21 protein-coding genes are annotated in these 23,501 nt (G+C 69.8%); 15 read left to right on the forward strand and 6 right to left on the reverse strand.

What is annotated here, in order from left to right; translation table 11 throughout:
* The first annotated feature begins 48 nt into the window (after positions 1-48).
* The gene (locus tag AC1DCT_RS16595; protein ID WP_440732380.1) at positions 49-1,356 is read left to right on the forward strand and encodes an ABC transporter substrate-binding protein; all 1,308 of its coding nucleotides are present in this window, start codon (positions 49-51) and stop codon (positions 1,354-1,356) included.
* Positions 1,357-1,421: 65 nt separating this feature from the next.
* On the opposite strand, the gene AC1DCT_RS16600 is transcribed toward AC1DCT_RS16595, so the two are convergent.
* Together AC1DCT_RS16600 and AC1DCT_RS16605 are read right to left on the reverse strand one after the other, a co-directional pair.
* A complete protein-coding gene (locus AC1DCT_RS16600; protein WP_477430384.1) occupies positions 1,422-2,138 on the reverse strand; it encodes an SDR family NAD(P)-dependent oxidoreductase in 717 nt (238 codons plus the stop codon).
* Complete coding sequence (locus tag AC1DCT_RS16605; RefSeq protein WP_477430512.1) at positions 2,135-3,028, reverse strand: dihydrodipicolinate synthase family protein; 894 nt, start codon at positions 3,026-3,028, stop codon at positions 2,135-2,137. Before AC1DCT_RS16605 ends, AC1DCT_RS16600 begins: the two co-directional genes overlap by 4 nt.
* 133 nt (positions 3,029-3,161) lie before the next feature.
* Here AC1DCT_RS16605 and AC1DCT_RS16610 point away from each other — a divergent pair, with 133 nt between their 5' ends.
* Together AC1DCT_RS16610 and AC1DCT_RS16615 are read left to right on the forward strand one after the other, a co-directional pair.
* Positions 3,162-4,082 carry an SMP-30/gluconolactonase/LRE family protein gene (locus AC1DCT_RS16610; RefSeq protein ID WP_477430385.1) on the forward strand — a complete coding sequence of 307 codons (921 nt, stop codon included), beginning with the start codon at positions 3,162-3,164 and terminating at the stop codon, positions 4,080-4,082.
* Positions 4,079-4,204: a hypothetical protein gene (locus AC1DCT_RS16615; RefSeq protein ID WP_477430386.1), complete on the forward strand. Its 126-nt coding sequence runs from the start codon at positions 4,079-4,081 to the stop codon at positions 4,202-4,204. The genes AC1DCT_RS16610 and AC1DCT_RS16615 overlap by 4 nt, the downstream gene beginning before the upstream one ends.
* A gap of 97 nt (positions 4,205-4,301) precedes the next feature.
* Here the strand turns inward: AC1DCT_RS16615 and gndA are convergent, their stop codons facing one another.
* Positions 4,302-5,762, reverse strand: a complete 1,461-nt coding sequence (gndA, locus tag AC1DCT_RS16620; RefSeq protein WP_477230825.1) for an NADP-dependent phosphogluconate dehydrogenase — start codon at positions 5,760-5,762, stop codon at positions 4,302-4,304.
* Positions 5,763-6,081: 319 nt separating this feature from the next.
* Here gndA and AC1DCT_RS16625 point away from each other — a divergent pair, with 319 nt between their 5' ends.
* The 5 genes from AC1DCT_RS16625 (at position 6,082) to AC1DCT_RS16645 (ending at position 11,260) form a co-directional block, all read left to right on the forward strand.
* Positions 6,082-7,305, forward strand: coding sequence for a branched-chain amino acid ABC transporter substrate-binding protein (locus tag AC1DCT_RS16625; RefSeq protein WP_477430387.1), 1,224 nt, complete (start codon positions 6,082-6,084; stop codon positions 7,303-7,305).
* Between the two features lie 95 nt (positions 7,306-7,400).
* Entirely contained in the window at positions 7,401-8,417 is a 1,017-nt protein-coding gene (locus AC1DCT_RS16630) for a branched-chain amino acid ABC transporter permease (protein ID WP_440732375.1), read from the forward strand.
* Positions 8,414-9,616, forward strand: coding sequence for a branched-chain amino acid ABC transporter permease (locus tag AC1DCT_RS16635; protein ID WP_440732374.1), 1,203 nt, complete (start codon positions 8,414-8,416; stop codon positions 9,614-9,616). Before AC1DCT_RS16630 ends, AC1DCT_RS16635 begins: the two co-directional genes overlap by 4 nt.
* Positions 9,613-10,560, forward strand: coding sequence for an ABC transporter ATP-binding protein (locus AC1DCT_RS16640; RefSeq protein WP_440732373.1), 948 nt, complete (start codon positions 9,613-9,615; stop codon positions 10,558-10,560). The genes AC1DCT_RS16635 and AC1DCT_RS16640 overlap by 4 nt, the downstream gene beginning before the upstream one ends.
* On the forward strand, positions 10,547-11,260 hold the full coding sequence (locus tag AC1DCT_RS16645) for an ABC transporter ATP-binding protein (RefSeq protein WP_440732372.1): 714 nt from the start codon (positions 10,547-10,549) through the stop codon (positions 11,258-11,260). Before AC1DCT_RS16640 ends, AC1DCT_RS16645 begins: the two co-directional genes overlap by 14 nt.
* Before the next feature lie 83 nt (positions 11,261-11,343).
* On the opposite strand, the gene AC1DCT_RS16650 is transcribed toward AC1DCT_RS16645, so the two are convergent.
* Positions 11,344-11,469 carry a hypothetical protein gene (locus AC1DCT_RS16650; protein WP_258955456.1) on the reverse strand — a complete coding sequence of 42 codons (126 nt, stop codon included), beginning with the start codon at positions 11,467-11,469 and terminating at the stop codon, positions 11,344-11,346.
* A gap of 189 nt (positions 11,470-11,658) precedes the next feature.
* On the opposite strand from AC1DCT_RS16650, the gene AC1DCT_RS16655 reads away from it, so the two are divergent.
* Both AC1DCT_RS16655 and pth read left to right on the forward strand, forming a co-directional pair.
* Positions 11,659-12,267: a 50S ribosomal protein L25/general stress protein Ctc gene (locus AC1DCT_RS16655; protein ID WP_440732371.1), complete on the forward strand. Its 609-nt coding sequence runs from the start codon at positions 11,659-11,661 to the stop codon at positions 12,265-12,267.
* A gap of 79 nt (positions 12,268-12,346) precedes the next feature.
* Positions 12,347-12,928: an aminoacyl-tRNA hydrolase gene (pth, locus tag AC1DCT_RS16660; protein ID WP_440732370.1), complete on the forward strand. Its 582-nt coding sequence runs from the start codon at positions 12,347-12,349 to the stop codon at positions 12,926-12,928.
* Between the two features lie 37 nt (positions 12,929-12,965).
* Here the strand turns inward: pth and AC1DCT_RS16665 are convergent, their stop codons facing one another.
* Positions 12,966-13,559, reverse strand: a complete 594-nt coding sequence (locus AC1DCT_RS16665; protein ID WP_477230823.1) for a hypothetical protein — start codon at positions 13,557-13,559, stop codon at positions 12,966-12,968.
* Positions 13,560-13,643: 84 nt separating this feature from the next.
* Between AC1DCT_RS16665 and mfd the strand changes: the two genes are divergently transcribed.
* From mfd to AC1DCT_RS16685, 4 genes are read left to right on the forward strand one after another with little or no spacing between them, the layout of a single operon-like run.
* Positions 13,644-17,222 carry a transcription-repair coupling factor gene (gene mfd / locus AC1DCT_RS16670; protein WP_477230822.1) on the forward strand — a complete coding sequence of 1,193 codons (3,579 nt, stop codon included), beginning with the start codon at positions 13,644-13,646 and terminating at the stop codon, positions 17,220-17,222.
* Entirely contained in the window at positions 17,219-18,034 is an 816-nt protein-coding gene (locus tag AC1DCT_RS16675) for an NUDIX hydrolase (RefSeq protein ID WP_441976656.1), read from the forward strand. Before mfd ends, AC1DCT_RS16675 begins: the two co-directional genes overlap by 4 nt.
* A gap of 31 nt (positions 18,035-18,065) precedes the next feature.
* Positions 18,066-18,662, forward strand: coding sequence for a gamma carbonic anhydrase family protein (locus tag AC1DCT_RS16680; RefSeq protein WP_440732366.1), 597 nt, complete (start codon positions 18,066-18,068; stop codon positions 18,660-18,662).
* 44 nt (positions 18,663-18,706) lie between these two features.
* Complete coding sequence (locus AC1DCT_RS16685) at positions 18,707-21,694, forward strand: aminotransferase (protein ID WP_477430388.1); 2,988 nt, start codon at positions 18,707-18,709, stop codon at positions 21,692-21,694.
* Between the two features lie 42 nt (positions 21,695-21,736).
* Here the strand turns inward: AC1DCT_RS16685 and AC1DCT_RS16690 are convergent, their stop codons facing one another.
* Positions 21,737-22,504, reverse strand: a complete 768-nt coding sequence (locus tag AC1DCT_RS16690) for an SDR family oxidoreductase (RefSeq protein ID WP_477430389.1) — start codon at positions 22,502-22,504, stop codon at positions 21,737-21,739.
* Between the two features lie 101 nt (positions 22,505-22,605).
* On the opposite strand from AC1DCT_RS16690, the gene AC1DCT_RS16695 reads away from it, so the two are divergent.
* The gene (locus tag AC1DCT_RS16695; protein WP_440732363.1) at positions 22,606-23,496 is read left to right on the forward strand and encodes a helix-turn-helix transcriptional regulator; all 891 of its coding nucleotides are present in this window, start codon (positions 22,606-22,608) and stop codon (positions 23,494-23,496) included.
* Positions 23,497-23,501 lie beyond the last annotated feature (5 nt).

Genomic DNA, 23,501 nt, shown 5'->3' on the forward strand with positions numbered 1-23,501 from the left:
TCCCCGAAACACCCTGATTCCCGATCTGTCCCTGAAGGAGCTGTGCCCATGAACATCCCGAACTCGCAGTTGAGTCGTCGCGCCTTCCTCGGCGGCGGCACCGCCCTGGCCGCTTTCGGCGTCCTCGCGCTCGCCGGCTGCGCTACTCCGGCCGCGACGCCGCCCGGCGCCACGGCGAATGCCGCGACCAAGGCCAAGACCATCAACTTCTACGGCAACTCGCTCGGCGAGGAAGCGCTCAAGCCGGCCTGGCAGGGGATCATCGACGGGTTCTCCAAGGACGCAGGAGTGACCGTCGCGCCGGTGATCTACCCGTACGACCAGGCCGCCACCCAGCTCGCGCTCACCGGCCGCTCCGGCAAGCTGCTCGGCGTCGGCCAGTCGGGCGGATGGCAGGTGCTCACGCCGATGGACCTGCTCGCCGATCTGACCGAGCTGGCCAAGGGCCTCGGGATCCCCCAGGGCGTCCTCGACTCCTACACCAAGGACGGCAAGCTGCTCGTGCTGCCGCTGACCGCTTCGGGCATCGGCATCGCCACGAACGGCGAGATCGCCAAGAGCGTCGGCATCAAGTCCGGCATGACCGTCGAGCAGTTCGCGACGGCGCTCGAGAAGATCAAGGCCCAGGACTCCTCGCTGATCCCGTACGCGGCCGTGACGAAGAACCCCGACCTGAAGGACGCCGTGCACTGGATGTGGGGCTTCGGGAGCGAGGTCGTCACGGATGATCTGAAGTGCACGATCGGCGACGCGGCGAGCGTCAAGGCCATCACCTGGTACAAGTCCCTCATGGATGCGGGACTCACGCAGACCAACGTCGCCCGCAGCGACGCCCGGATCCTGTTCGCGAGCGGGCGGGCGGCGCTCTACGACGATGCGCCGCTCGTGCCGACCTTCCTGAAGAAGAACGGCGCGGCGCAGAACATCCTCGACAACGTCAGCGCGATCTCGCGCCCCACCGTGGACGGCAAGAAGTCATACAACCGCGCCTGGGGCAGCGGCCTGTTCGCGACGGCCGGTGAGGGAGAGGTCACCAGCCGAGAGTTCATCAAATATGCGGCGACCGATGTCGCGGCGGCGACGGCGCTGTACGAGCGCTCCGCCGTGGCGCCGGCCGCCAAGAGCGTCGCGGACAAGATCCCCGCCCTCGCCGCGGACAAGTTCCAGGGAACCTTCCGCACCCAGGTTTCGGAGCACGCCCGGGCCGCGGCCTGGGACCGGGTCGCGGTGACGGCGCAGATCGACGCCGCGATCGGTGGCGGTGTCGCGACCATCCTCGCCGGCCAGGTGGACGTACAGGCCGGGCTCAACGCCCTGAAGAAGGAAGTGCAGGGGCTGCTCGACTCCAACTCGTGAGTCACGCATAGGAATGCCGCGCCGGAGATCCTCCGGCGCGGCATTCGCATGCGAGTGGACCGTCGTCAGAGCCAGCGGTCCCGCAGCACCGGCTTCAGCCACGCGGCCGGGGAAGACATGGAGAGCCCTCCGTCGACCGGGATGGTCGCGCCGGTGATGAAGGACGCCGCCTCCGATGCGAGGAAGGCGACGACGGACGCGACCTCCTCCGGGCGTCCGATCCTGCCCAGCGGATAGCCTTCGGTCTCGCCGGTGTCGGCGGCGGAGATGCCCCCGGGCTGCACCGAGTTCACGCGGATCCCGCGGGGGCCGTAGTCCAGCGCGAGCTGCCGCATGAGGGCCTCGACGCCGGCCTTGGCCGCGGCGTATGCGGGCAGGGAGGGCGCCGCGAGCGTGGCGTTGACCGAGGTCACCGCCACGATCGACGAGCCGGAGGCGAGCAGCGGCAGCGCGGCGCGGGCGACGAAGAACGCCGAGTCGAGCGTCGCCCCGAGCGCCCCGTGCCAGTCCTCGTCGCTCGTCGCGTCGGCGCGGTCGATGGGCATGCGTGCCGCAGCGAGAACGACGACGTCGATGCCGCCCAGGGCGGCCGCGGCGTCGGAGACGGCCGTCGCCGCGCCCTCCGGGCGGCTGCAGTCGGCGACGAGGAAGCGCGAGAAGGCCGGATCTACGGTCGGCTCCAGTCCCACGCCGACGACGGCGTCGCCGCGCTCCGCGAACGCGCGCGCGATCGCGATGCCGATTTCGGATCCGCCGCCGATCAGCAGCACACGGCTGGTCACACGCGGACCGCGGTCGGCAGGAGGGGAAGGGCGAGCTCCTCGAGGACGAGGTGCACCGCGGCGCGGCTGCCCGCGTCGAGGCGGGCAGCCGGGTAGCGCACGGTGGCGTGCTCGATGATGCCGCGCGCGACGAGGACCTCCTTGTGCACCGCCCATGCGATGCCGCCCTGCAGTCCGATCAGCACGAGAGGGAGCATACGACGGAAGCCCGCGCGCGCCTCTTCGACGCGCCCCGCGACGAAGTCGGCCAGCACAGGTCCGAGCAGGTCGGGGAACTCGCAGGCCGGCATCGTGCCGACGGCGCCGCGCGCGTACTCCTCCAGGCAGAACTGGGCGTTCTGGCCGCCGAGCACGGCGAAGTCCGCCCCGCCGAGCGCGTCGATGACGGCTCCGACCTTGGGCGCGGTCGGCGGCGCCTCGACCTTGACGGAGTCGACGCGATCGAGACGGGCGAGCTCGGCGATGAGCCCCGGCGTCATCGTCACGCCGGTGACGCCGGGGGCGTCCTGCACCATGACGGAGAGGGAGGTGGATCCCGCGACATCGCCGTAGAAGTCGACGAGCGTGCCCGCCGCCGGCTTCACCATGAACGGCGGAAGCACCATGAGCGCATCGGCGCCGCCCTCCTCGGCGAGGAGGGCCTGCTCGATCGAGGTCGCCGTCGAGGTGCCGTTGACCCCGGCGATGACGGGAACGCGTCCGGAGACGACCGAGACGACATCGTCGAGGATCGCGCGCCGTTCGTCCGCCGTCAGTGCGAAGCCCTCGCTCGCCATCCCGAACACGGCCACGCCGTCGACGCCGGAGGCGAGTTCGAATTCGACCAGACGCCGAAGTCCGGCGCGGTCGAGCGCGCCCGTCTCGTCGAACGGCGTCGCCAGGATCGGCATCAAGCCATGGAGGGTAGGAGTCATCGGCCGGTTCCCCGCTTCATCATCGGTTCGCATTTCGCGCAAGAGGTATGCATATTGTGAGATAGTCTGCCACATAACGGTTATCGCCTACCAGTGAAAGAGGGCAAGGATGTCGCGTTCACCCCGGTCACGAACCGTCGAGATCATCACCGACGAACGATACGTTCAGGCCGAGTCACCGCGCTGGGACGGCCGGGACGGTGGTCTGGCCTGGATCGACATGGCGACGGGACGCTTCCACCGGGGGCGCTGGGACGGCTCGAGGCTGGTGCCGGCGGGATCCCTCGCCGTCGGGGCGAAGATCGGTGCGCCGGCGCCCCTCGTCGAGGCGGGCGCGGGGTGGATCGTCGCCGCCGAGCGCGGCGTGGTGCACGTGGGGGATAAGGGCGGCATCGTTCCCGTCGTCTCGGACCTCGCCGTGCCGGGCGACTACATGAACGATGGCGCCTGCGATCCGTTCGGGCGCTTCTGGGTGGGGAGCCAGTCGATGCCGCGGGATCCGCACAGCGCGCTGTGGAGCATCGACGGACGCGGGATCGCGGTCGAACGCCTCGGCGGAGTCACGGTGTCCAACGGCCTCGTCTTCGACGACACCGGATCCACGATGTACTACATCGACACGCTTCCGCACCGCAGCATCGAGGCGTTCGATGTGGCGCCGGACGGCAACCTGTCGCACCGCCGCACGGTGTGCGCCGTCGAAGGAGGGAACCCCGACGGCATGGCGATCGACAGGGAGGGGATGCTCTGGGTCGCGGTGTGGGATGCGGGAGAGGTGCGCCGCTACTCGCCCGACGGGACGCTCGACGAGGCCATCGCGCTCCCCGCGACGAGGCCGACCGCGGTCGCCCTCGTCGGCGACCTGCTGGTGATCACGACCGCCAGCATCGGACTGCAGAGCCCCTCCGCGGCGGACGGCGCGATCCTGGGCGTGCAGGTCGAGGTCGGCGGTGCGCCCGCGCGGCCGTGGGGCGGAGCGATCCCCGTCGGGAGTCGCGCAGACACGACGGCCGGGAGGAACGGCTCGTGAGCATCGTGGACGACGTGCGCCTGCAGGAGCGGCTCGGCGCGAGCCGGCTCGTCGCGACCCTCCGCGGAAGCGACGTCGACGCCACGGTCGCGGCGGCGCGACCCTCACCCCGGCGGATGTGAACCCGAGCTCCGAGGCAAGCCCCTCCACTTGCGAGTCGTCCCTGTCAGCGCACACTCTGGAGTGCGCTGACGGGGACGACTCGTCGGTGAGGCCGCGTCAGTGCGTGTCGACGGCTTCGATCTCGGTGCGGTCGCCGGACCACTGGGTGTGGAAGGTGCCTTCCTTGTCGATGCGCTTGTAGGTGTGTGCGCCGAAGAAGTCGCGCTGGCCCTGCACGAGCGCGGCGGGAAGGCGGTCGGCGCGGATCCCGTCGTAGTACGACAGCGACGAGGAGAATGCGGGCGCGGGGATCCCGGCCTGCGCGGCGGTCACGACCACGCGGCGCCACGCGGCCTGGGCGCGGGTGAGCGCCTCGGCGAAGTACGGCGCGGTCATCAGGACGGGCAGCTCCGGCGTCTCCGCGTAGGCGTCGGCGATCCGGTTCAGGAACTGCGCGCGGATGATGCAGCCGCCGCGCCAGATCTTCGAGATCGCGCCGAGGTCGATGTTCCAGCCGTATTCGGCCGCACCGGCGCGGATCTCGTCGAAGCCCTGCGAGTAGGCCACGATCTTCGACGCGTACAGCGCCAGGCGCACGTCCTCGATGAACGCGTCGACCTGGTCGGCGGACACCGTGAGGGCCTCCGCCGGACCGGGAAGGGCGGTGGCGACGGCGCGCTGCTCGGGGTGCGAGGAAAGGGACCGGGCGAATGTGGCCTCGGCGATGCCGGAGACCGGCACCCCCAGCGCCAGTGCGGTCTGCACGGTCCAGGCCCCGGTGCCCTTGGCCCCGGCCTGGTCGAGGATGACGTCGACGAGCGGCTTGCCGGTGGACGCGTCGACCTGGCGGAGCACCTCGGCGGTGATCTCGATCAGGTAGCTCTCGAGCTCGCCCTTGTTCCACTCGGCGAAGATCTCCGCGATTTCGGCGGGGGTCTTGCCCGTGCCGCGGCGGATCAGGTCGTAGGCCTCGGCGATGAGCTGCATGTCGGCGTACTCGATGCCGTTGTGCACCATCTTCACGAAGTGGCCTGCGCCGTCGTGGCCGACGTGGGTCACGCAGGGCTCGCCCTCGGCGATCGCCGCGATGGAGCGCAGGATCGGTCCGAGCGTCACCCAGGACTCGTCGGATCCGCCCGGCATGATCGACGGGCCGGTGAGCGCACCCTCCTCGCCGCCGGAGATGCCTGCGCCGACGAAGTTGATGCCCGTGGCGCGCACCGCCTTCTCCCGGCGGATCGTGTCGGGGAAGTACGCGTTGCCGCCGTCGACGATGATGTCGCCCGGCTCGAACACCTTCACGAGCTCATCGATCACGGCGTCGGTACCGGCGCCGGCCTTGACCATGATGATCGCGGTGCGCGGCTTCTGCAGCGCGTCGGCGAACTCCTGGTAGGTGGAGGCGGGGATGAAGCCGGCCTCCGGGTGCGCGTCCAGCACGCCCTGGGTCTTCTCGTAGCTGCGGTTGAAGATCGCCACGGTGTTGCCCTCGCGGCTCGCGAGGTTGCGGGCGAGGTTCGAGCCCATGACGGCGAGTCCGACGACTCCGATGTTGGCGTGGGCGGTGTGTTCTGACACGCGGGACTCCAGACGACAGCGTGGGTGGGCTTCCCAGGCTACCCGGTGGGTCCTCGCCGACGATGTCGATGACGTTCGCCGTCGGGGGATCCACGGGGGAGGTGCGCCCGGAGCGTGCGTCGCGTGCGTGGATGTGTCGGTCGCGAGAACAGCATGTAACGATCCGAATACCCGTTCGTCGCGGGGGAGCGAAATTCCGGACGCCGTCGGACTAATGTCGTTCGCGGAGCGCGTGCAAAGAGGTACGCTCACCACACCCTTGATGACATCGACGTTCGCAAGGAGCGGTCGATGACCCGAATCGGAAGGCAATCACAAAATGATGCGAAAGAAGGCCCTCACCGCGGGCGTCGCAGCAGCAGCGGCCCTGCTCTTGCTCGCAGGTTGTGCGAACAAGGCTGGAGGAACCCCGACGTCGAGCAACGGAGGCGGGATCGACGTCCCCGCCGTCACCTCGGTCGACACCCCGAAGGACGCAGTCCTGCCCGCGGGTGACGGCAAGGGCAAGTGCGCGGCGACGACCACGATCGCCTACATCGGCGCGGAGACGGGCGCAAACGCCCAGCTCGGCATCAACATCTTCAACGGCGTGCAGCTCGCGATCGACCAGCACAACAAGGCCAACCCCGACTGCCAGGTGCAGTTCAAGAAGTTCGATACCGAGGGAACGCCCGACAAGGCGACCGGTCCCGTGACCCAGGCCGTGGGCGAGGCCGACATCGTCGGCGTCATCGGCCTGCCGTTCTCCGGAGAGTCCAAGGCGACCGGCAACATCTTCGAGCAGCAGGGCCTCGTGCACCTGACGCCGTCGGCGACCAACCCCGGCCTGACCAAGAACGGCTGGACCACCTTCTTCCGCGCCCTCGGCAACGACTCGCAGCAGGGTCCCGCCGCGGCGAAGTTCGTCACCGACACGCTGAAGGCCAAGAAGGTCTACCTGGTGCAGGACGACTCGGACTACGGCATCGGCCTCGGCACCGCGACCAGCGACGCGCTCGGCTCCGCACTGGTGGGCACGGACAAGGTCACCACCGGTCAGAAGGACTTCTCGGCCACGATCTCGAAGATCATGAACGCGAAGCCCGACGCGGTCTACTACGCCGGCTACTACGCCGAGGGTGCGCCGTTCGACCAGCAGCTCGTCTCCAAGGGCTACAAGGGCGCCTTCGTCGGCCCCGACGGCGTGAAGGACGACCAGTTCATCAAACTCGCCGGTGACGCGTCCAAGAACGCGTACTTCACCTGCCCCTGCATCCCGGGCGAACTGCTGACCGACTTCGCCAAGCAGTACCAGGACGCGTCCAACGCGGCTCCCGGCACCTACTCCATCGAGGGCTACGACGCCACCACCGTGCTGCTGGCCGGCATCGACGCGGGCAAGCAGACCCGCGCAGACCTCAAGGACTGGGTCAAGAACTACGACAAGGACGGGCTGAGCAAGCACTACAAGTGGGACGCCACGGGTGAGCTGCAGGCTCCCGCGGTCTACGGCTACAAGGTCGACGGCGGCAAGATCGTCTACGTCGGACAGATCGGCAAGTGATCCACCGGCCCCGCGACGCACGAGCTGCGTCGCGGGGCCCTTCTTCTCCTGCTCTTTCCCGGCGCCACGAGCGCCCCCTGTGGAAGCGAACCTGAATGCTGGATCTTCTCGCCCAGTCCGTCGTGCACGCGGACAACTCATGGATCAATTTCGACGTCAATGCGCTGTTCCAGAACTTCTGGAGCGCGACCTTCGACGGTCTCACCTTCGGGGCCGTCTACGGCCTCATCGCGGTCGGCTACACGCTCGTCTACGGCGTGCTCAGCCTGATCAACTTCGCCCACTCCGAGGTCTTCATCGTGGGCGCATACGGGGTGGTCGTCACACTGACCACGCTCGGCTTCGGCCCGAGCGCGCCGACCATCGGCCCGGCTGAGATCATCATGGATCTGCTGCTGGCGCTCGTGGTCGGCATGCTCGCCTCGGCGGTCACAGCCTTCCTCGTGGAACGCGTGGCCTATAGACCGCTGCGCAAACGCAACGCGCCGAGGCTCGCGTTCCTGATCACCGCGATCGGCGTCTCCTTCGCGATCCAGTACCTCATCTTCCTGCCGTTCGTCGGCGGGGCGAACGCGCAGCCCGCCGTGACGATGTTCATCCCGGAGCCGGTCTTCGATGTCTTCGGCACGATCATCACCAACCAGCAGATCATCATCGTGGTCGCCGCGATCCTGCTCATGGTCGGCACCGACATGTTCATCCGCCGCAGTCGCACCGGACGCGGGATCCGCGCCGTCGCGCAGGATCCGGACACCGCGACCCTGATGGGCGTCTCCAAGGAGCGCACCATCGTGATCACGTTCGTCATCGGCGGCCTGCTCGCCGGCGCCGCGGCCCTGTTCTACGTGATGCTGGTGCCCTCCGGTGTCATCTACAACGGCGGGTTCATCCTCGGCGTCAAGGCGTTCGCCGCCGCTGTCCTCGGCGGCATCGGCAACGTCCGGGGTGCGCTGCTCGGCGGCATCCTGCTGGGCGTCGTCGGTAACTACGGGCAGATCCTCCTCGGGGATGCGCAGTGGGCCGACGTCGTGGCCTTCGTCATCCTCGTCCTCGTGCTGCTGGTCCGCCCGACCGGCATCCTGGGCACCACGCTCGGAAGGAGCAAGGCATGAGCACCTCATCCGACGGGCCCCGCCCGCTGCCCACGGCCGAGTCGGCCCGAGAGACGATCGAGACAGAATCGATCGCCACCGCACGTCGCGGTCCGTTCCGCGGGCTCCGCGAACGCTGGAACGAGATGTCGCGTCCCATGCAGTGGGCATGGATGCTGCCCGTGGTCGCGATCGCCTACGCGTTGCCGTTCCTGGACTTCTTCCCGCTCAGCACGTCGCCGGGCAACAACTGGTCGATCGCGCTGTTCTCGATGGCGGTCTACGCGCTCGTCGCGGTCGGGCTGAACGTCGTCGTCGGCTACGCGGGTCTGCTCGACCTCGGCTACGTCGCGTTCTTCGCCGTCGGCCAGTACACCGCGGCGATGTTCACCAGCCCCGACTCGCCCTACCTGAAGATCCCGTACCTGTGGACGCTGCCGGCGGCCATGGTCGTCGCGATGATCTTCGGCGTCGTCCTGGGCGTGCCCACGCTTCGACTGCGCGGAGACTACCTCGCGATCGTGACGCTCGGCTTCGGAGAGATCGTGCGGATCCTCGCGACGATCATCCCGGCCATGAAGGGTCAGGTCGGCTTCCAGAACATCGGTCGCCCGCCGGGGGAGACCGCCTCCGGAGTGCCGATCTTCTCCAACTCGAACGGCGTACCGTGGTACTGGCTGACCATCACGATCCTCATCATCGTGCTGCTGCTGGTGGGCAACCTCGAGCGCTCGCGCGTCGGCCGCGCATTCATCGCGATCCGCGAGGACGAGGACGCCGCCGAGACGATGGGCGTGCCCACCTTCAAGTACAAGGTGTGGGCGTTCGCGATCGGCGCGAGCGTCGGCGGCCTCTCCGGCGCGCTGATGGCAGGGCAGATCGGCTTCGTGAACAACCAGAAGTTCGACGTGCAGACCTCGATCCTGTTCCTCGCCGCCGTCGTCCTCGGCGGCACGGGCAACAAGGTCGGTGCGATCCTGGGCGGCGCGATCGTGGCGTACATCCCGCTGCGCTTCACGGCGATCGCCGAGTACAAGTACCTCATCTTCGGTGTCGCTCTGGTGATCCTGATGATCTACCGCTCGCAGGGTCTGATCCCGGCCAAGATGCGTCTGATGGCCTACTCGCGCAAGGCGATCGAGTGGATTGCGCCGCCGAAACCCCCCAGGGCGGAACCGACGCGAACGCCCAAGCCGAGCACTGAGGGAGGTGCGTCATGACCGATCCGAACGAGAACCAGGTTCCCGCCGACGCGGCTCCGGAGGAGTCCGTGACGGACGCGGTGGCTGCCGAGATGCCCGAGGGCGCGCAGCCCGACATCGTGCCGGGTGAGGACCCGCCGCTCGTCGAGGGCGCCGAGTCCGAGCGCGAGATCGAGGTCGAGGTCGGCGAGAAGCTGGTCGAGGTGAAGAACCTCACCATCCGCTTCGGCGGTCTCACCGCTCTGGACGACGTGTCGTTCGACATCAAGCGCGGTGAGATCCTCGGTCTGATCGGACCGAACGGCGCCGGCAAGACGACGTGCTTCAACGCCATGACCGGCGTCTACAAGCCCACCAGCGGCGACGTGCTGCTCGAAGGCCAGTCGGTCAAGGGACGCAAGCAGCACCAGATCACGCGTCTGGGCTTCGCCCGCACGTTCCAGAACATCCGCCTCTTCGGCGAGATGACCGCTCTGGAGAACGTCGTCGTCGGGTTGGACGCGCGGCACCGCACCTCGGTGCCGGGAGCTCTGCTGCGGCTGCCCAGGCACGTGCGGGAGGAGAAGAGCTCGGTCGATCGTGCGATGGCCCTGCTCGACTTCGTCGGGATCGCGCAGCACGCGCAGAAGCGCTCACGGGATCTGTCCTATGGATCCCAGCGACGCCTCGAGATCGCCCGCGCCCTCGGAACGGATCCGAAGCTCCTCTGCCTGGACGAGCCGGCCGCCGGCTTCAATCCGGCTGAGAAGGAGGATCTGATGGCCCTCATCCGCTCCATCCGCGACGAGGGCTACACGGTGCTGCTCATCGAGCACGATATGAAGCTCGTGATGGGTGTCACCGACCGCATCGTGGTGCTGGAGTTCGGCAAGAAGATCGCCGATGACCTGCCCGCCGCCATCCGCAACGATCCGCGCGTGATCGCCGCCTACCTGGGAGTGCCCGAAGATGACGTTGCTTGAACTGAAGGACGTCTCGGTCCACTACGGACGGATCAAGGCGATCCACGACATCTCCTTCTCGGTGGACGAGGGTGAGATCGTCTCGCTGATCGGCGCGAACGGCGCGGGCAAGACCACGACCATGCGCACGATCTCGGGACTGCTGCAGCCGTCCACTGGATCCATCACGTTCGATGGCGAGGACATCACCAAGATGAAGGCGCACCTGCGCGTCGTCAAGGGGATCTCGCAGTCGCCCGAGGGCCGGGGGATCTTCCCCGGCATGACGGTGCTGGAGAACCTCGACATGGGCACGTTCGGTCTGAAGAGCAAGTCGGGCGTCGCCGAGTCGTACGAGCGCGTGTTCTCGCTCTTCCCGCGGCTGGACGAGCGCAAGAAGCAGCTGGGAGGCACGATGTCCGGAGGCGAGCAGCAGATGCTCGCCATCGGGCGGGCGCTGATGTCCCAGCCGCGCGTGCTGCTGCTGGACGAGCCCTCGATGGGTCTCGCCCCGCAGTTCATCCGGCAGATCTTCAAGATCATCACGGAGATCAACGCGCAGGGCACGACGGTGTTGCTGGTGGAGCAGAACGCGAACCAGGCGCTCGCACGCGCGCACCGCGCCTTCGTGCTGGAGACCGGGGCGATCACCCGCACCGGAACCGGCAAGGAGCTGCTCGCCGATCCGGCCGTCAAGGAGGCCTATCTCGGCGTCGGATGACCGGTCCCTGAGCCTGTCGAAGGGCACACACGAGAAGAACCGCGTCGTCCGAAGGGGCGGCGCGGTTCTTCGTGTGTGGTTCGTCAGTCCTTGCGGTAGCCGGAGCGGCCGAGCGAGAACAACGCGCCGAAGCAGAGTACGGTCGCGCCGACGGCCATCAGGCCGATCAGCCAGGCCAGCGCTTCGGAGAGGAATGCACCATCGGTCATGCCGTACAGCCTACCGTCAGAACAACGCGCCGAACTCGGGTAGCATGGTGTGGTCCTCGGCGAGGGATGACGCACGTGTGCGCGCATCCGTGATCGACGCGGCGAGCTCTGGCTCTCCTTCCGTCGTGTCGAGACGACGCACCCAGACCACCGCGCGGCCTCGAGCCGCGTGTGAACAAGGAGAACACCATGACCGAAGACAACAAGGTTGTCGCCGAGCTCCGCACCAGCTTCGGCAAGGGCTTCGCCCGCCGCCTGCGCGCCGCGGGCCAGATCCCGGCCGTCATCTACGGCCACGGCACCGAGCCGGTGCACGTCGCGCTGCCGGGCCACCAGGTCGCCCTGCTCATCCGTCGCGCCAACGCGCTGCTCGAGCTGGACATCGAGGGTCGCGCCGAGCTCGCCCTGGTCAAGGACGTGCAGAAGGACCCGGTGCACCAGATCATCGAGCACATCGACCTGCTCGTGGTGAAGAAGGGCGAGAAGGTCTCGATCGAGCTCCCCGTCGTCGTCGTGGGCGAGGCGTTCGCAGGCACGATCGTGCAGCTGGAGAACACGCACGTCGCCGTCGAGGCCGAGGCCACCCACATCCCCGAGCACGTCGAGGTCTCCGTCGAGGGCCTCGAGGAGGGCTCGCACATCACCGCCGCCGACGTGAAGCTGCCCAAGGGTGTCACGCTGGTCGCCGACCCGGAGCTGCTCATCGTGGCCGTCTCCGCGCAGAACGTCGCCGACTCGCTCGCCGAGGCCGAGGGCGACGCCCTCGAGGCGGACGCGATCGCCTCCAAGGCGGAGTGACCTTTCGGTTCTCAGAACTCTGAGAAGGGAGCGCGATTCTTTCGCGCTCCCTTCTTCTTCTCTCCGGGAGGATGGATCCATGGCGCAGACGTGGCTGGTGGTAGGGCTCGGCAACCCGGGCCCGAAGTACGCCGCGACCCGGCACAACGTGGGTCAGATGGTCTTGGACGAGCTCGCGGCGCGGCGTGGCGAGGCGTTCCGTGAGCACAAGGCCGGCGCCCGGGTCGTGGAGACCTGGGTGCGGCCGGGCGGCGACAAGCTCGTGCTCGCCAAGCCCAACAGCTTCATGAACGTGTCCGGCGCCCCGGTCGGCGCCCTCGCGCGGTTCTACTCCGTCGACCCCGAGCGGGTCGTGCTCGTGCACGACGAGCTGGACATCCCGTTCGACACCATCAAGCTCAAGGTCGGCGGCGGGCACGGGGGACACAACGGCATCCGTGACGTCGCCCGGGTGCTCACGACCCCGGACTTCCCGCGGGTGCGGGTCGGGATCGGGCGTCCGCCCGGTCGGCAGGATCCCGCGGACTGGGTGCTCGCACCGTTCGGCGCCGCGGAGCGCTCGAATCTCCCGATCCTCATCTCCGACGCGGCGGACGCCGTGGAGCAGCTGGTCGAGGAGGGCCTGCTCGCCGCGCAGCAGAAGCACCACGCGCCGCGCTGACCGCGGCTGCACCGCGTGCCGGGCAGATCGCGTCGCGTCAGCTCTGCGAGGCCGCCACGCCCAGTGCGATTGCGAAGGCCAGGTAGCCGACCACGAAGTAGACGAACGGCCCCAGCGCGGCGATGATGACGGCCGCGACGCCGGATCCGCGTCCGCGCCGCTTGGCGATCGCGACGATGCCCTGCACCAGTGCCCAGATCCCCAGCGCGGTCGCGGCCCACGACGTGATCTCGACCCACAGCACGAGGTCCCGCACGGGTGTCAGGATCGACAGGTCGCCGGCGCCGACCTGATTCTCGAGGGTCGTCAGGTCGGCCGAGGATCCGATGCCGTTTCCGACCTGCCACGCGAGCACGGCTCCGACGACGGTCAGCACGACGGTGGCGACGAGCGAGAGCAGCAGAGCCGTGCGGCCGAGCCCCGAACCACGGGCCGTCTGCGGCGTCGGCGCGTAGGGGGTCGTGAAGCCCCCGGCAGGTCCGGAGAACGCTCCGGGAGGGGCCTGGTAGACCGGGGCGGTGGGCTGCGCGAACCGCTGCGGTGCGCCGTAGGCGGGAGGCGCGATCGGCGGTGCCGGATATCCCGTCGCGGCGGGCGGCGGAACGGGAGCGGGCTGCTGCGGATCGGTCACGCGTTCATCCTAGGGTCGGCATCGGACCTACGACGAGAGGCGATGGACGGCTCCCGTGTCGGCGACGGCACGTAGACTCTTCCGGTGACTGTGCAGGGGATCATCCGCGCTCTGGAAGAGGAGGCGTCCGGATTCCGCGACGCCCTGACTTGGGCGCAGACCGACGCCGACCTGCTCGCGAGCGCAGGCATGGACGCGCCCATGCTCGCGGGGCTTCTCGAGCGCCGCGCCGCCGCGGGCAAGCCGGGGGCGCTGCTCGTGGTCGCGCCGACCGGGCGCCGTGCCGAATCCCTCGCTGCCGCCCTCGGCTCCTACCTTCCCGACGCCGAGATCCTGTCCTTCCCCGCGTGGGAGACGCTGCCCCACGAGCGACTCAGCCCCAGCCCCGACACCGTCGGGCGGCGCCTCGAAGTGCTGCGCCGGATGCGGGTCTGGTCGGGGGAACGCCCGCTCGTCGTCGTCGCGTCGGTGCGCGCGGCCCTGCAGCCCGTCGCCGCGGGGCTCGGCGACGTCGAACCCCTCGAGCTCACGGTCGGCGGACGAGGCTACGATCTCGACGGCGTCGCCGCTTCCCTCGTGGAACGCGCCTATTCGCGTGTCGACATGGTCTCCCGCCGCGGAGAGTTCGCGGTGCGCGGCGGCATCCTCGACGTCTTCCCGCCGACGGCAGAACATCCCTCGCGGGTGGAGTTCTTCGGCGACGAGGTGGACCAGATCCGGCTCTTCTCTGTCGCGGATCAGCGCTCCCTCCCCGCAGCGCCGTCGAGCGTCTCCCTGCCCGCCAGTCGCGAGCTGCTGCTGACGGCGGAGGTGCGCGAGCGGGCGGGCGCTCTCGTCGACGCCTTCCCCGGCATCGCCGGGATGCTGCAGAAGATGGCGGAAGGGATCCCGGTCGAGGGCATGGAGTCGCTCCTGCCCGTCGTCGCCGGTCCTGTGGTGCCGCTCACGGACTACCTGCCCGAGCACGCGGCGGTCGCGCTCGTGGATCCGGAGCGGTCCGGCGCCCGCGCGGCGAGCCTCGGCGAGACCAACCGCGAGTTCCTCGACGCCGCCTGGAGCGCCGCGACCGCGGGCGCCTCGGCACCGATCGACCTGCAGACCGGCGACTTCCTCTCCATTGCGGAACTGCGCACCGCCGTGCATGGCCGCGACGGCGTGTGGTGGCGGCTGAGCGCCTTCGACGCCGGCGCCGAGGATGCGGTGTTCGATCAGGGCACCGACGGCGTGAGCGCGGCGCCGATCCCGTCGTTCCATGGCGACGTCGACGGCGCGATCGAGTTCACCGCCGGCCGTGTCTCGGACGGATGGCGGGTCATCCTGGTGGCCTCGGGCCCCGGCCTCGTCGATCGCGCCAGGGACGTTCTCGCCGACCGCGGGGTCGCGGCCCGTGTGGTCGACTCTCTCCCGGGCGCTCCCGACGCGGGCGTCGCCACGCTCGTGACGGGAGCCATCGAGTCGGGTTTCCAGGTCGCCTCCGCGAAGATCGCGGTCCTCACCGAGAGCGAGTTCTACGGACGCACGATCGGCGGCGACACCCGCATCGTCAAGAAGCTCGCCTCCCGACGCAAGAACGTCGTGGATCCGATGCAGCTCAAGGCGGGCGACTTCGTCGTGCACCAGACGCACGGCATCGCGCGCTTCGTCGAGATGACCCAGCGCGAGGTCTCGTCGGGCGGGCGCAACGCCGTGAAGACCACGCGGGACTACCTGGTGCTCGAGTACGCGCCGTCCAAGCGCGGTTACCCGGGCGACAAGCTGTACGTGCCCACCGATCAGCTGGACCTGCTCTCCAAGTACGTCGGCGGGGAGGCGCCCCAGCTGTCGAAGATGGGTGGCAGCGACTGGGCCGCCGCCAAGGGCAAGGCGCGCAAGGCAGTGCGCGACATCGCCGTCGAGCTGGTGAAGCTGTACTCGGCGCGGATGGCGGCCAAGGGGTACGCCTTCGCCAAGGACACCCCGTGGCAGCGCGAGCTGGAGGAGGCCTTCCCGTTCGCGGAGACCCCCGACCAGCTGCAGACCATAGACGAGATCAAGGCCGACATGGAGCGGCCCATCCCGATGGATCGGCTGCTCTCGGGCGACGTCGGCTTCGGCAAGACCGAGGTCGCGGTGCGCGCTGCGTTCAAGGCGATCCAGGACGGCAAGCAGGTCGCGATGCTCGTGCCGACCACGCTGCTCGTCAAGCAGCACCTCGAGACCTTCACGGAGCGCTTCGCGGGCTTCCCGGTCAAAGTGCGTCCGCTGTCGCGGTTCCAGACCGACAAGGAGGCGCGGCTCACGCTCGACGGCCTGTTGGAGGGATCCGTCGACATGGTGATCGGCACGCACCGGATCCTCACCGACCAGGTGATGTTCAAGGATCTGGGCCTCATGATCATCGACGAGGAGCAGCGCTTCGGCGTCGAGCACAAGGACGCGCTCAAGAAGATGAAGACCAACGTCGACATCCTCGCGATGAGCGCCACTCCGATCCCGCGCACGCTCGAGATGGCGGTCACCGGCATCCGCGAGATGTCGACCCTGCAGACCCCGCCCGAGGACCGCCATCCGATCCTCTCGTTCGTGGGCCCCAAGAGCGACAAGCAGGTCGCCGCCGCGATCCGGCGCGAGATCCTCCGCGAGGGCCAGATCTTCTACGTGCACAACCGGGTGCAGTCGATCCAGCGCGCCGCGAGTGAGCTCGCCGAGCTCGTCCCCGAGGCGCGGATCGCCGTCGCGCACGGGCAGATGGGCGAGCACCAGCTGGAGCAGGTCGTCGACGACTTCTGGGAGCGCAAGTTCGACGTGCTCGTCTCGACGACCATCATCGAGACCGGCCTGGACATCTCCAACGCGAACACGATCATCATCGACCGGGCCGACCGTTACGGCCTCAGCCAGCTCCACCAGCTCCGCGGGCGCGTGGGGCGCGGGCGGGAGCGGGCCTATGCCTACTTCCTGTACGACGAGATGAAGCCGCTGTCGGAGACGGCCGCCGACAGGTTGCAGACGATCGCGGTGAACAACGACCTCGGGTCCGGCATGCAGGTCGCGCTCAAGGACCTCGAGCTGCGCGGCGCGGGCAACCTTCTGGGTGCGGAGCAGGCGGGTCACATCGCGGGCGTCGGCTTCGACCTGTACCTGCGCATGATCGGTGAGGCTGTCGCGACCTTCCGCGGCGAGGAGACCGAGACGGGCGCCGAGCTGCGCCTGGAGCTGCCGGTGGATGCGCGGATCCCCGACTCCTACATCGACAGCGAGCGGCTGCGGCTGGAGGCGTATCAGAAGCTGTCCAGCGCGGCCACGGCGACGGCGGCGGACGACGCCATCGACCACGTGGTCGAGGAGCTCACCGATCGGTACGGCGCTCCGCCGGCAGAGGTCGCCGGCCTCGTGGCGATCGCCCGGCTGCGGCGTCGCGCCGCGCGCGCCGGGCTCACCGACGTGGTCGCGATGGGATCGAACCTCCGGGTCGCGCCGGCGCGTTTCGAGGACTCGATGAAGGTGCGCCTGCAGCGGCTCTACCCGCAGGCCAAGCTGGTCGGCGGGGGAGAGGCGCTGGTCGTGCCCATGCCGGGTGCGGACAGGGCGGATCCGGTCGAGTGGACGAGTCAGCTGCTGACTGCGCTGTTCCCCGCATCCGCACCGGCCGAGGAGACCGTCGACGCAGGAGCGGCATCGTGAGCGCCGGGCTCACCGCGCCGCGGCGGCGCGACCGTGCGCTGTCGGCGGCGGAGGGGCGGGCGTTCGTGCGGGAGCAGCTGATGCAGGACCGGCAGGATGCGCTGCGCGCGGATGAGCCTCCGGCGGCCTCCGGGAGGTCCGCGGACCTCGCCGGACCGCGCTCCAAGGCCCGGAAGACGGATCCGGTCCTGATCATGGGATCTGCCTCGGTCCCGGCGCCGGAGCCCTCGCGGCGCTCTAGGGTGCGTCCCGAGCCTGCCGTGGATCCCCGCTGGCAATGGATCTCGACCCGTGAGACGCATCGCGGCAAGGTGCGCATCGATGTCGACGAGGTGCAGCTGCCCACAGGCGAGCGCACCACGTTCGAGGTCGACCGCAGCGTGCCGTTCACCGTTGCGGTGCTCGTGCAGGACGGAGCCGACCTGCTGCTGGCCCGGCAGTACCGCTACCCGGTCGATCGCTGGATCGTGGATCTTCCGGGCGGCGCGGGCGCGTTCGGCGAGATGCCGGAGCAGGCGGCACGACGCGAGCTCGAAGAGGAGCTCGGCGTCGTGGCGACCGAGCTGATCCCGCTGCACACCTTCTTCGCCAACCCCGGGCGGAGCGTCTGGAAGACGCACCTCTTCTTCGCACCTGGCGTGCGGGAGGGCCGGGCATCGGCGGACGATCCCAGCGAGAAGGTGCAGCTGGCGCGGATGGCGCGCGTCGACCTGGATCAGCTCCTGATCGAGGGGGAGATCAGGGATCCGGCGCTGCTGATCGCCCGCACGATGGCGTCCGCCAAGGGGCTGCTCCCGCCCGTCGGATCCTGACGATCGGCCTGCTCAGCACTACGCTCGTCACATGATCTACGAGCACCTCGGGGCTCGGCCCCGCATCCACGACACGGCCGTCGTCGCTCCGTCCGCCGTGATCTCCGGCGACGTCACGATCGGGGAGAACTGCCAGGTGCTGCACGGCGCCGTCATCACCGCGGAGGGCGGTCCGATCACGCTCGGCGAGCACGTCATCGTGATGGAGAACGCGCTCATCCGCGCCACGGCCGCCAACCCGGTGCACATCGGCGATCACGTGCTGGTGGGGCCGATGGCGAGCATCTCGGGGGCGACCATCGCCGAAGAGGTGTTCCTCGCCACCGGGACCCGGATCTTCAACGGCGCGGTGATCGGCGAGCGCAGCGAGGTGCGCATCAACGCGGTGGTGCACCTGCGCACGACCCTGCCGCCGGAGACCGTGGTGCCGATCGGCTGGGTGGCGGTCGGGGATCCGGTGCGCATCCTCTCGCCCGAGCAGCATGAGCAGATCTGGGAGGCCCAGCACGAGCTCGACTTCCCCGGCTACGTGTTCGGCGTGGACCGCTCGACGCCCGACCTCATGGTCCAGTTGACCGAGCGCTACGCCCGCTCACTCGCGCGGCACGCCGACGACCACGCGCTCTGAGATACCACTCCACGCTTCCCGCGCTTCCAAACGAAGGGACCGCTGTGCCCGAACAGCCGACCGGGGGTCTCGTGCGCCCCGATGTCACCACCTCTGACGCCGTCGCGATCGCGAGCGAGCTCTGGGGCATCACCGCCACCGCGTCCGAACTCGGCAGCAACCAGGACCGCAACTTCCTGCTCACCGAGGCGGACGGCACCCGCAGCGTGCTGCGCGTCGACAACCCGGTCTTCCCCGACAGGGCGCGTGATGCGCAGCATGCCGCACTCGACGCCTACCGTGCGGCAGGCGTCGCGGTGCCCGCCGCGTTGCCGGGCCTCGACGGCGCCCTCACCCAGCGCTGGCGCGGGTTCTCGGTGCGGCGGAGCGCCTTCGCCGAGGGGGAGGCGATGGTCGACGCCGGCTACTTCGCGCCAGAGGTGCTGCGCGAGTTCGGATCCCTCGCCGCCGCGTCCGTGAACGCACTCGCCGAGCTGGTGCATCCGGGCCTCGATCGTCCGCAGATGTGGGACATGCGGGTCGCGGCTGAGGAGGCGCGCCGTCTGCTGCCGTCGATCGAGGAGCCGGAGCTGCGAGTTCGCGTCGACGAAGCGATCGCGCGGGCCGAACGCCTTCTCGGAACCGCCGCCGTGGATCTGCCGGTGCAGCCGATCCACGGCGATCTCACCGATGACAACGTGATGGGCCAGCGGGGAGCGGATTCCCGGTTGCACCCGCGCACGGTGCTGGACCTCGGCGACCTGGCGCTCGGATGGCGGGTCGCGGAGCTCGCGGTCTGCGCATCGTCGATGCTGCATCACGAGCCCGAGCGGCCGCTGCGCGTGCTCGAGACCATCGCGGCCTTCCACGCCGAGGCGCCCCTCAGCGAGTCCGAGGCGCGCGCGGTCTGGCCGCTGATCGTGCTGCGCGCGGCCCTTCTCGTGGCGAGCGGCTGGCGTCAGCTCGAGATCGACGGCGGCAACGAGTATGCCCGCGAGCGGATCGCGGGGGAGCAGGCGATCTTCGACGCGGCGACAGCGGTGCCGCTCGTCGAGGCGGTCGAGCTCGTTATCGACAGGCTCGGGTTCCCCGCGGCGGCGATGCTGCCCGAGACCCCGATGCGAGAGAGCTCGGCCGTAGCGCTCGCGTCTCTCCTGCCCGGGCTCGACGGTGACGTCGCGGTCCTCGATCCCGGCGTCGAGTCCGAGGATCTGTCCGGCGGGGCGTGGCTCTCGCCTGATATCGAGCAGGTGCTCGTCCGCGCCGCATTCGACGGCGGGGCGGCGGCGGCGGTGATGCCCTACGGCGTCTACCGGCTCACCCGCACGCGCGTGGACAGCGCGGAGGCGGCGCCGACCTGGCCGATCGGGACAACGATCCATCTGCCCGCGGGCGGGCAGATGCTGCTCGCCGCCCCGGTCTCCGGGCGGATCGAGGGATCCGCGTACGGCACGGTGCGGGTCGTCTTCGCCGAGAACTGGGTCTGCGAGATCCGCGGCACGGGATTCGCCCCCGAGCACGGCGCCGAGGTCGAGGCCGGGCAGGGGATCAGCTGGGTCGCGGACAGCACGACGGCTCGGACCGTGGTGGTCTCGATCCTGCGCCGCGACGCCCCGGGGACGGCGCCGGAGCTCGGTGACGCCGCGCTCGTCAGCCCGGAGTCGGTGCCTGCCTGGCGCCGGTTCAGCACCGATCCGGCACCCTGGCTCGGCCTGCCCGCGCTCGCGCAGTGGGACGAGGCGCCGGCTGAACTCGCGCGCCGGGAGCGCACGTTCGCGAGTGCCCAGGAACGGTACTACGAGCGCCCGCCGCAGGTCGAGCGCGGCTGGCGGCACCACCTCGTCGACACCACCGGGCGCGCCTACATCGACATGGTCAACAACGTGACGGGGCTCGGACACGGCCACCCCGGCGTCGCCGACGCTGTGAACCGGCAGATCCGGATCCTGAACACCAACTCCCGGTTCCTGTATCGCGAACTCGCGGAGTACAGCGAGCGCCTCCTCGCGCTGCTGCCGGTTCAGGCGCGCCGCGGCGGCACCGACCGGGACGCCCTGGACACGGTGCTGCTCGTGAACAGCGGTTCCGAGGCGGTCGATCTCGCGCTGCGACTCGCCCAGGCGGCCACCGGGCGCAAGACCGTGGTGTCGCTGCGGGAGGCCTATCACGGCTGGACCATGGCCAGCGATGCGGTGACCACGAGCGCCTATGACAACCCCGACGCCCTGGCCACGCGCCCGGACTGGGTGCACGTGGCCGATGTGCCCAACCGGTTCCGCGGCACCTACCGCGGCGAGGAGACGGGATCGCGGTACGCCGCCGATCTGGGGGCCGACCTCGACCGTCTCACGGCCGACGGGCGTCCCCCGGCCGGCTTCATCTGCGAATCGGTGCTCGGCAACGCCGGCGGGGTTCTGCTGCCGGACGGCTACCTCGCGGAGGCCTATGCCCGGGTGCGCGCCGCAGGCGGGCTGTGCATCGCCGATGAGGTCCAGGTCGGATTCGGCCGGATGGGATCCTCGTTCTGGGGCTTCGAGCAGTCCGGCGTCGTCCCCGACATCATCACGATCGCGAAGCCGATGGGCAACGGCTTCCCGATCGGCGGGGTGATCACGTCGAAGCGAGTGGCTGACGCGCTGTCCGCCCAGGGGCAGTTCTTCTCATCCGCGGGTGGGAACCCGCTCAGCTGCCGCGTCGGCATCGCGGTGCTCGACGCGATGGCGGCCGAGGGGCTGCAGGAGAACGCGCGCGTCGTGGGCGGGCGCCTGGCGGAGGGGCTCCGCGCGCTCGCCGAGCGCCATCCGCTCATCGGACCAGTGCACGGCGAAGGCCTCTATCTCGGGGTCGAGCTCGTCCGCGACCGCGAGAGCATGGAACCCGCGGCGGCCGAGGCGGCCGCGATCTGCGAGCGGCTCCGGGAGCTGGGCGTCATCGTGCTGACGACCTCCGAGCGGTCGAACGTGCTGAAGATCAAGCCTCCGCTGTGCCTCACGGCGCAGAGCGCCGACCTGGTCGTGGCGGCGCTGGACCGAGTGCTCGCCGAAGGCTGGTGAGCCCGTCCGAGCCCGCGCGACGTGGGGCTCGGACGGACCGGATCAAGCCTGCTGGGTCGGCAGGACGACGACCTGGCGCAGGTTCACGTGCGCGGGGCGAGTCACGACGAAGTCGACCAGGTCGGCGACGTCGTCGGCCGAGATCGCCTCGATCGCGTCGAACATGGCGGCGAGCTCGGCGCCCAGGCGCTCGTTCTCGATGTGCGTGCCCAGCTCGGTGGAGGTGAGGCCCGGTTCGACGTTGGTGACCCGCACGCCGTGCCGGGCCACCTCGGTGCGCTGCATGGCGGACAGAGCGGTGACGGCGGCCTTCGTCGCGGCGTAGACGGCGTAGTCCGGGAACACCACGTGCGCGGCGATCGAGGAGATGTTGACGATGTCGCGCGGCCCGGTTCCGTCCAGAAGGTCGGGCAGCACGGCGCGGGTGACGCGGAGCAGGCCGGTGAGGTTCGTGTCGATCATGCGGTCCCATTCGTCTGCACGACCGTCCGCGAGGGGGTTCGGCAGCATCACGCCGGCGGCATTGACGAGGAGGTCGACGGAGCCGAGTTCGCGGTGGATCTGCGCGATGGTGGCGGCGACCTCGGACTCGGAGGTGATGTCGGCGGGAACCACGAGGATCCGCCCTGCCGCGTCGGAGTCGGCGGAGGCTGCGGCGACGGCCGCGAGGCGATCCTCCCGGCGACCGAGGGCGGCGACGGAGGCGCCGAGGGCGGCGAGGTGCGCGGCGACCGCCGCACCCATGCCGCTGCCGGCACCGGTGACGAGGGCGGTGCGTCCGGAAAGGGGGAGAGAGGATTCGGTGTTCATGGGAACCAGCCTGCGCGGGCTGCACCAGGGTGGGAACGTCCCGATGAACCTGGGTCTGACAGGGCCACCCTCGCGCGGTGCGCGGCGGCGATACTGGGACCATGACATCCGAGATCGGAGAGTTCCTCCGTGCGAAGCGGGAGCGCATCGCCCCTGAGGAGCGCGGCCTGCCCGCCGGCGGTCAGCGGCGGGTGCCGGGTCTGCGCCGCGAGGAGGTCGCGCTGCTGTCGGGGATCAGTCCCGACTACTACGTGCGTCTGGAGCAGGGCAGGGCGCGGGCGGCGTCGGACCAGGTGCTCGACGCGATCGCGCGCGTGCTGAGTCTGGACGATGTCGAGCGCGATCATCTCCGAGTGCTTGCGCGACCGGGCACGCAGGCTCAGGCGCCCCGGCCCCTGGCCGCTCCCGGTGCGCGTCCCGGGGTGCGCGCACTGCTCGATGCGATGCCTCAGGTCCCGGCGTTCGTGCTGGGGCCGGCCATGGACGTGCTGGCCACGAACCTGCTCGGCGACGCCCTCATCGCGCTCCCCGACGGTCCGCGGAACATGGCCCGTCACGTCTTCCTGGATCCGACCGCACCGGCGTACTACCCGGAGTGGGAGAAGGTCGCCCGCGAGACGGCGGCTCATCTGCGCCGCATGGCGGGGCTGCTCCCGGACGCCCCCGAGATCGCCGCCCTGATCGGCGAACTCACCATCGGCAGCGACGACTTCGTGCGTGCCTGGGCGCGGCAGGAGGTGGTCGTGAAGACCCACGGTCACAAGCTCGTCGACCACCCGGAGATCGGGCGCCTCTCACTCGACTACGAGACGCTCACCCTTCCCGACGAACCTGCGCTCATGCTCGTGACCTACATGGCCGCCGACGAGAGGACCTCCGACGCGCTGCGGACGCTGGGATCCTGGGCGGCGAGCCGTTCCGCAGCCGGCGGCAGCGCCCAGCGCCCGCAGTTCGCCGATGAACTCGGCCGCGCGGAGTCCGCAGAGCGCTGACCGCG

Source organism: Microbacterium sp. 10L49, from assembly GCF_056395125.1.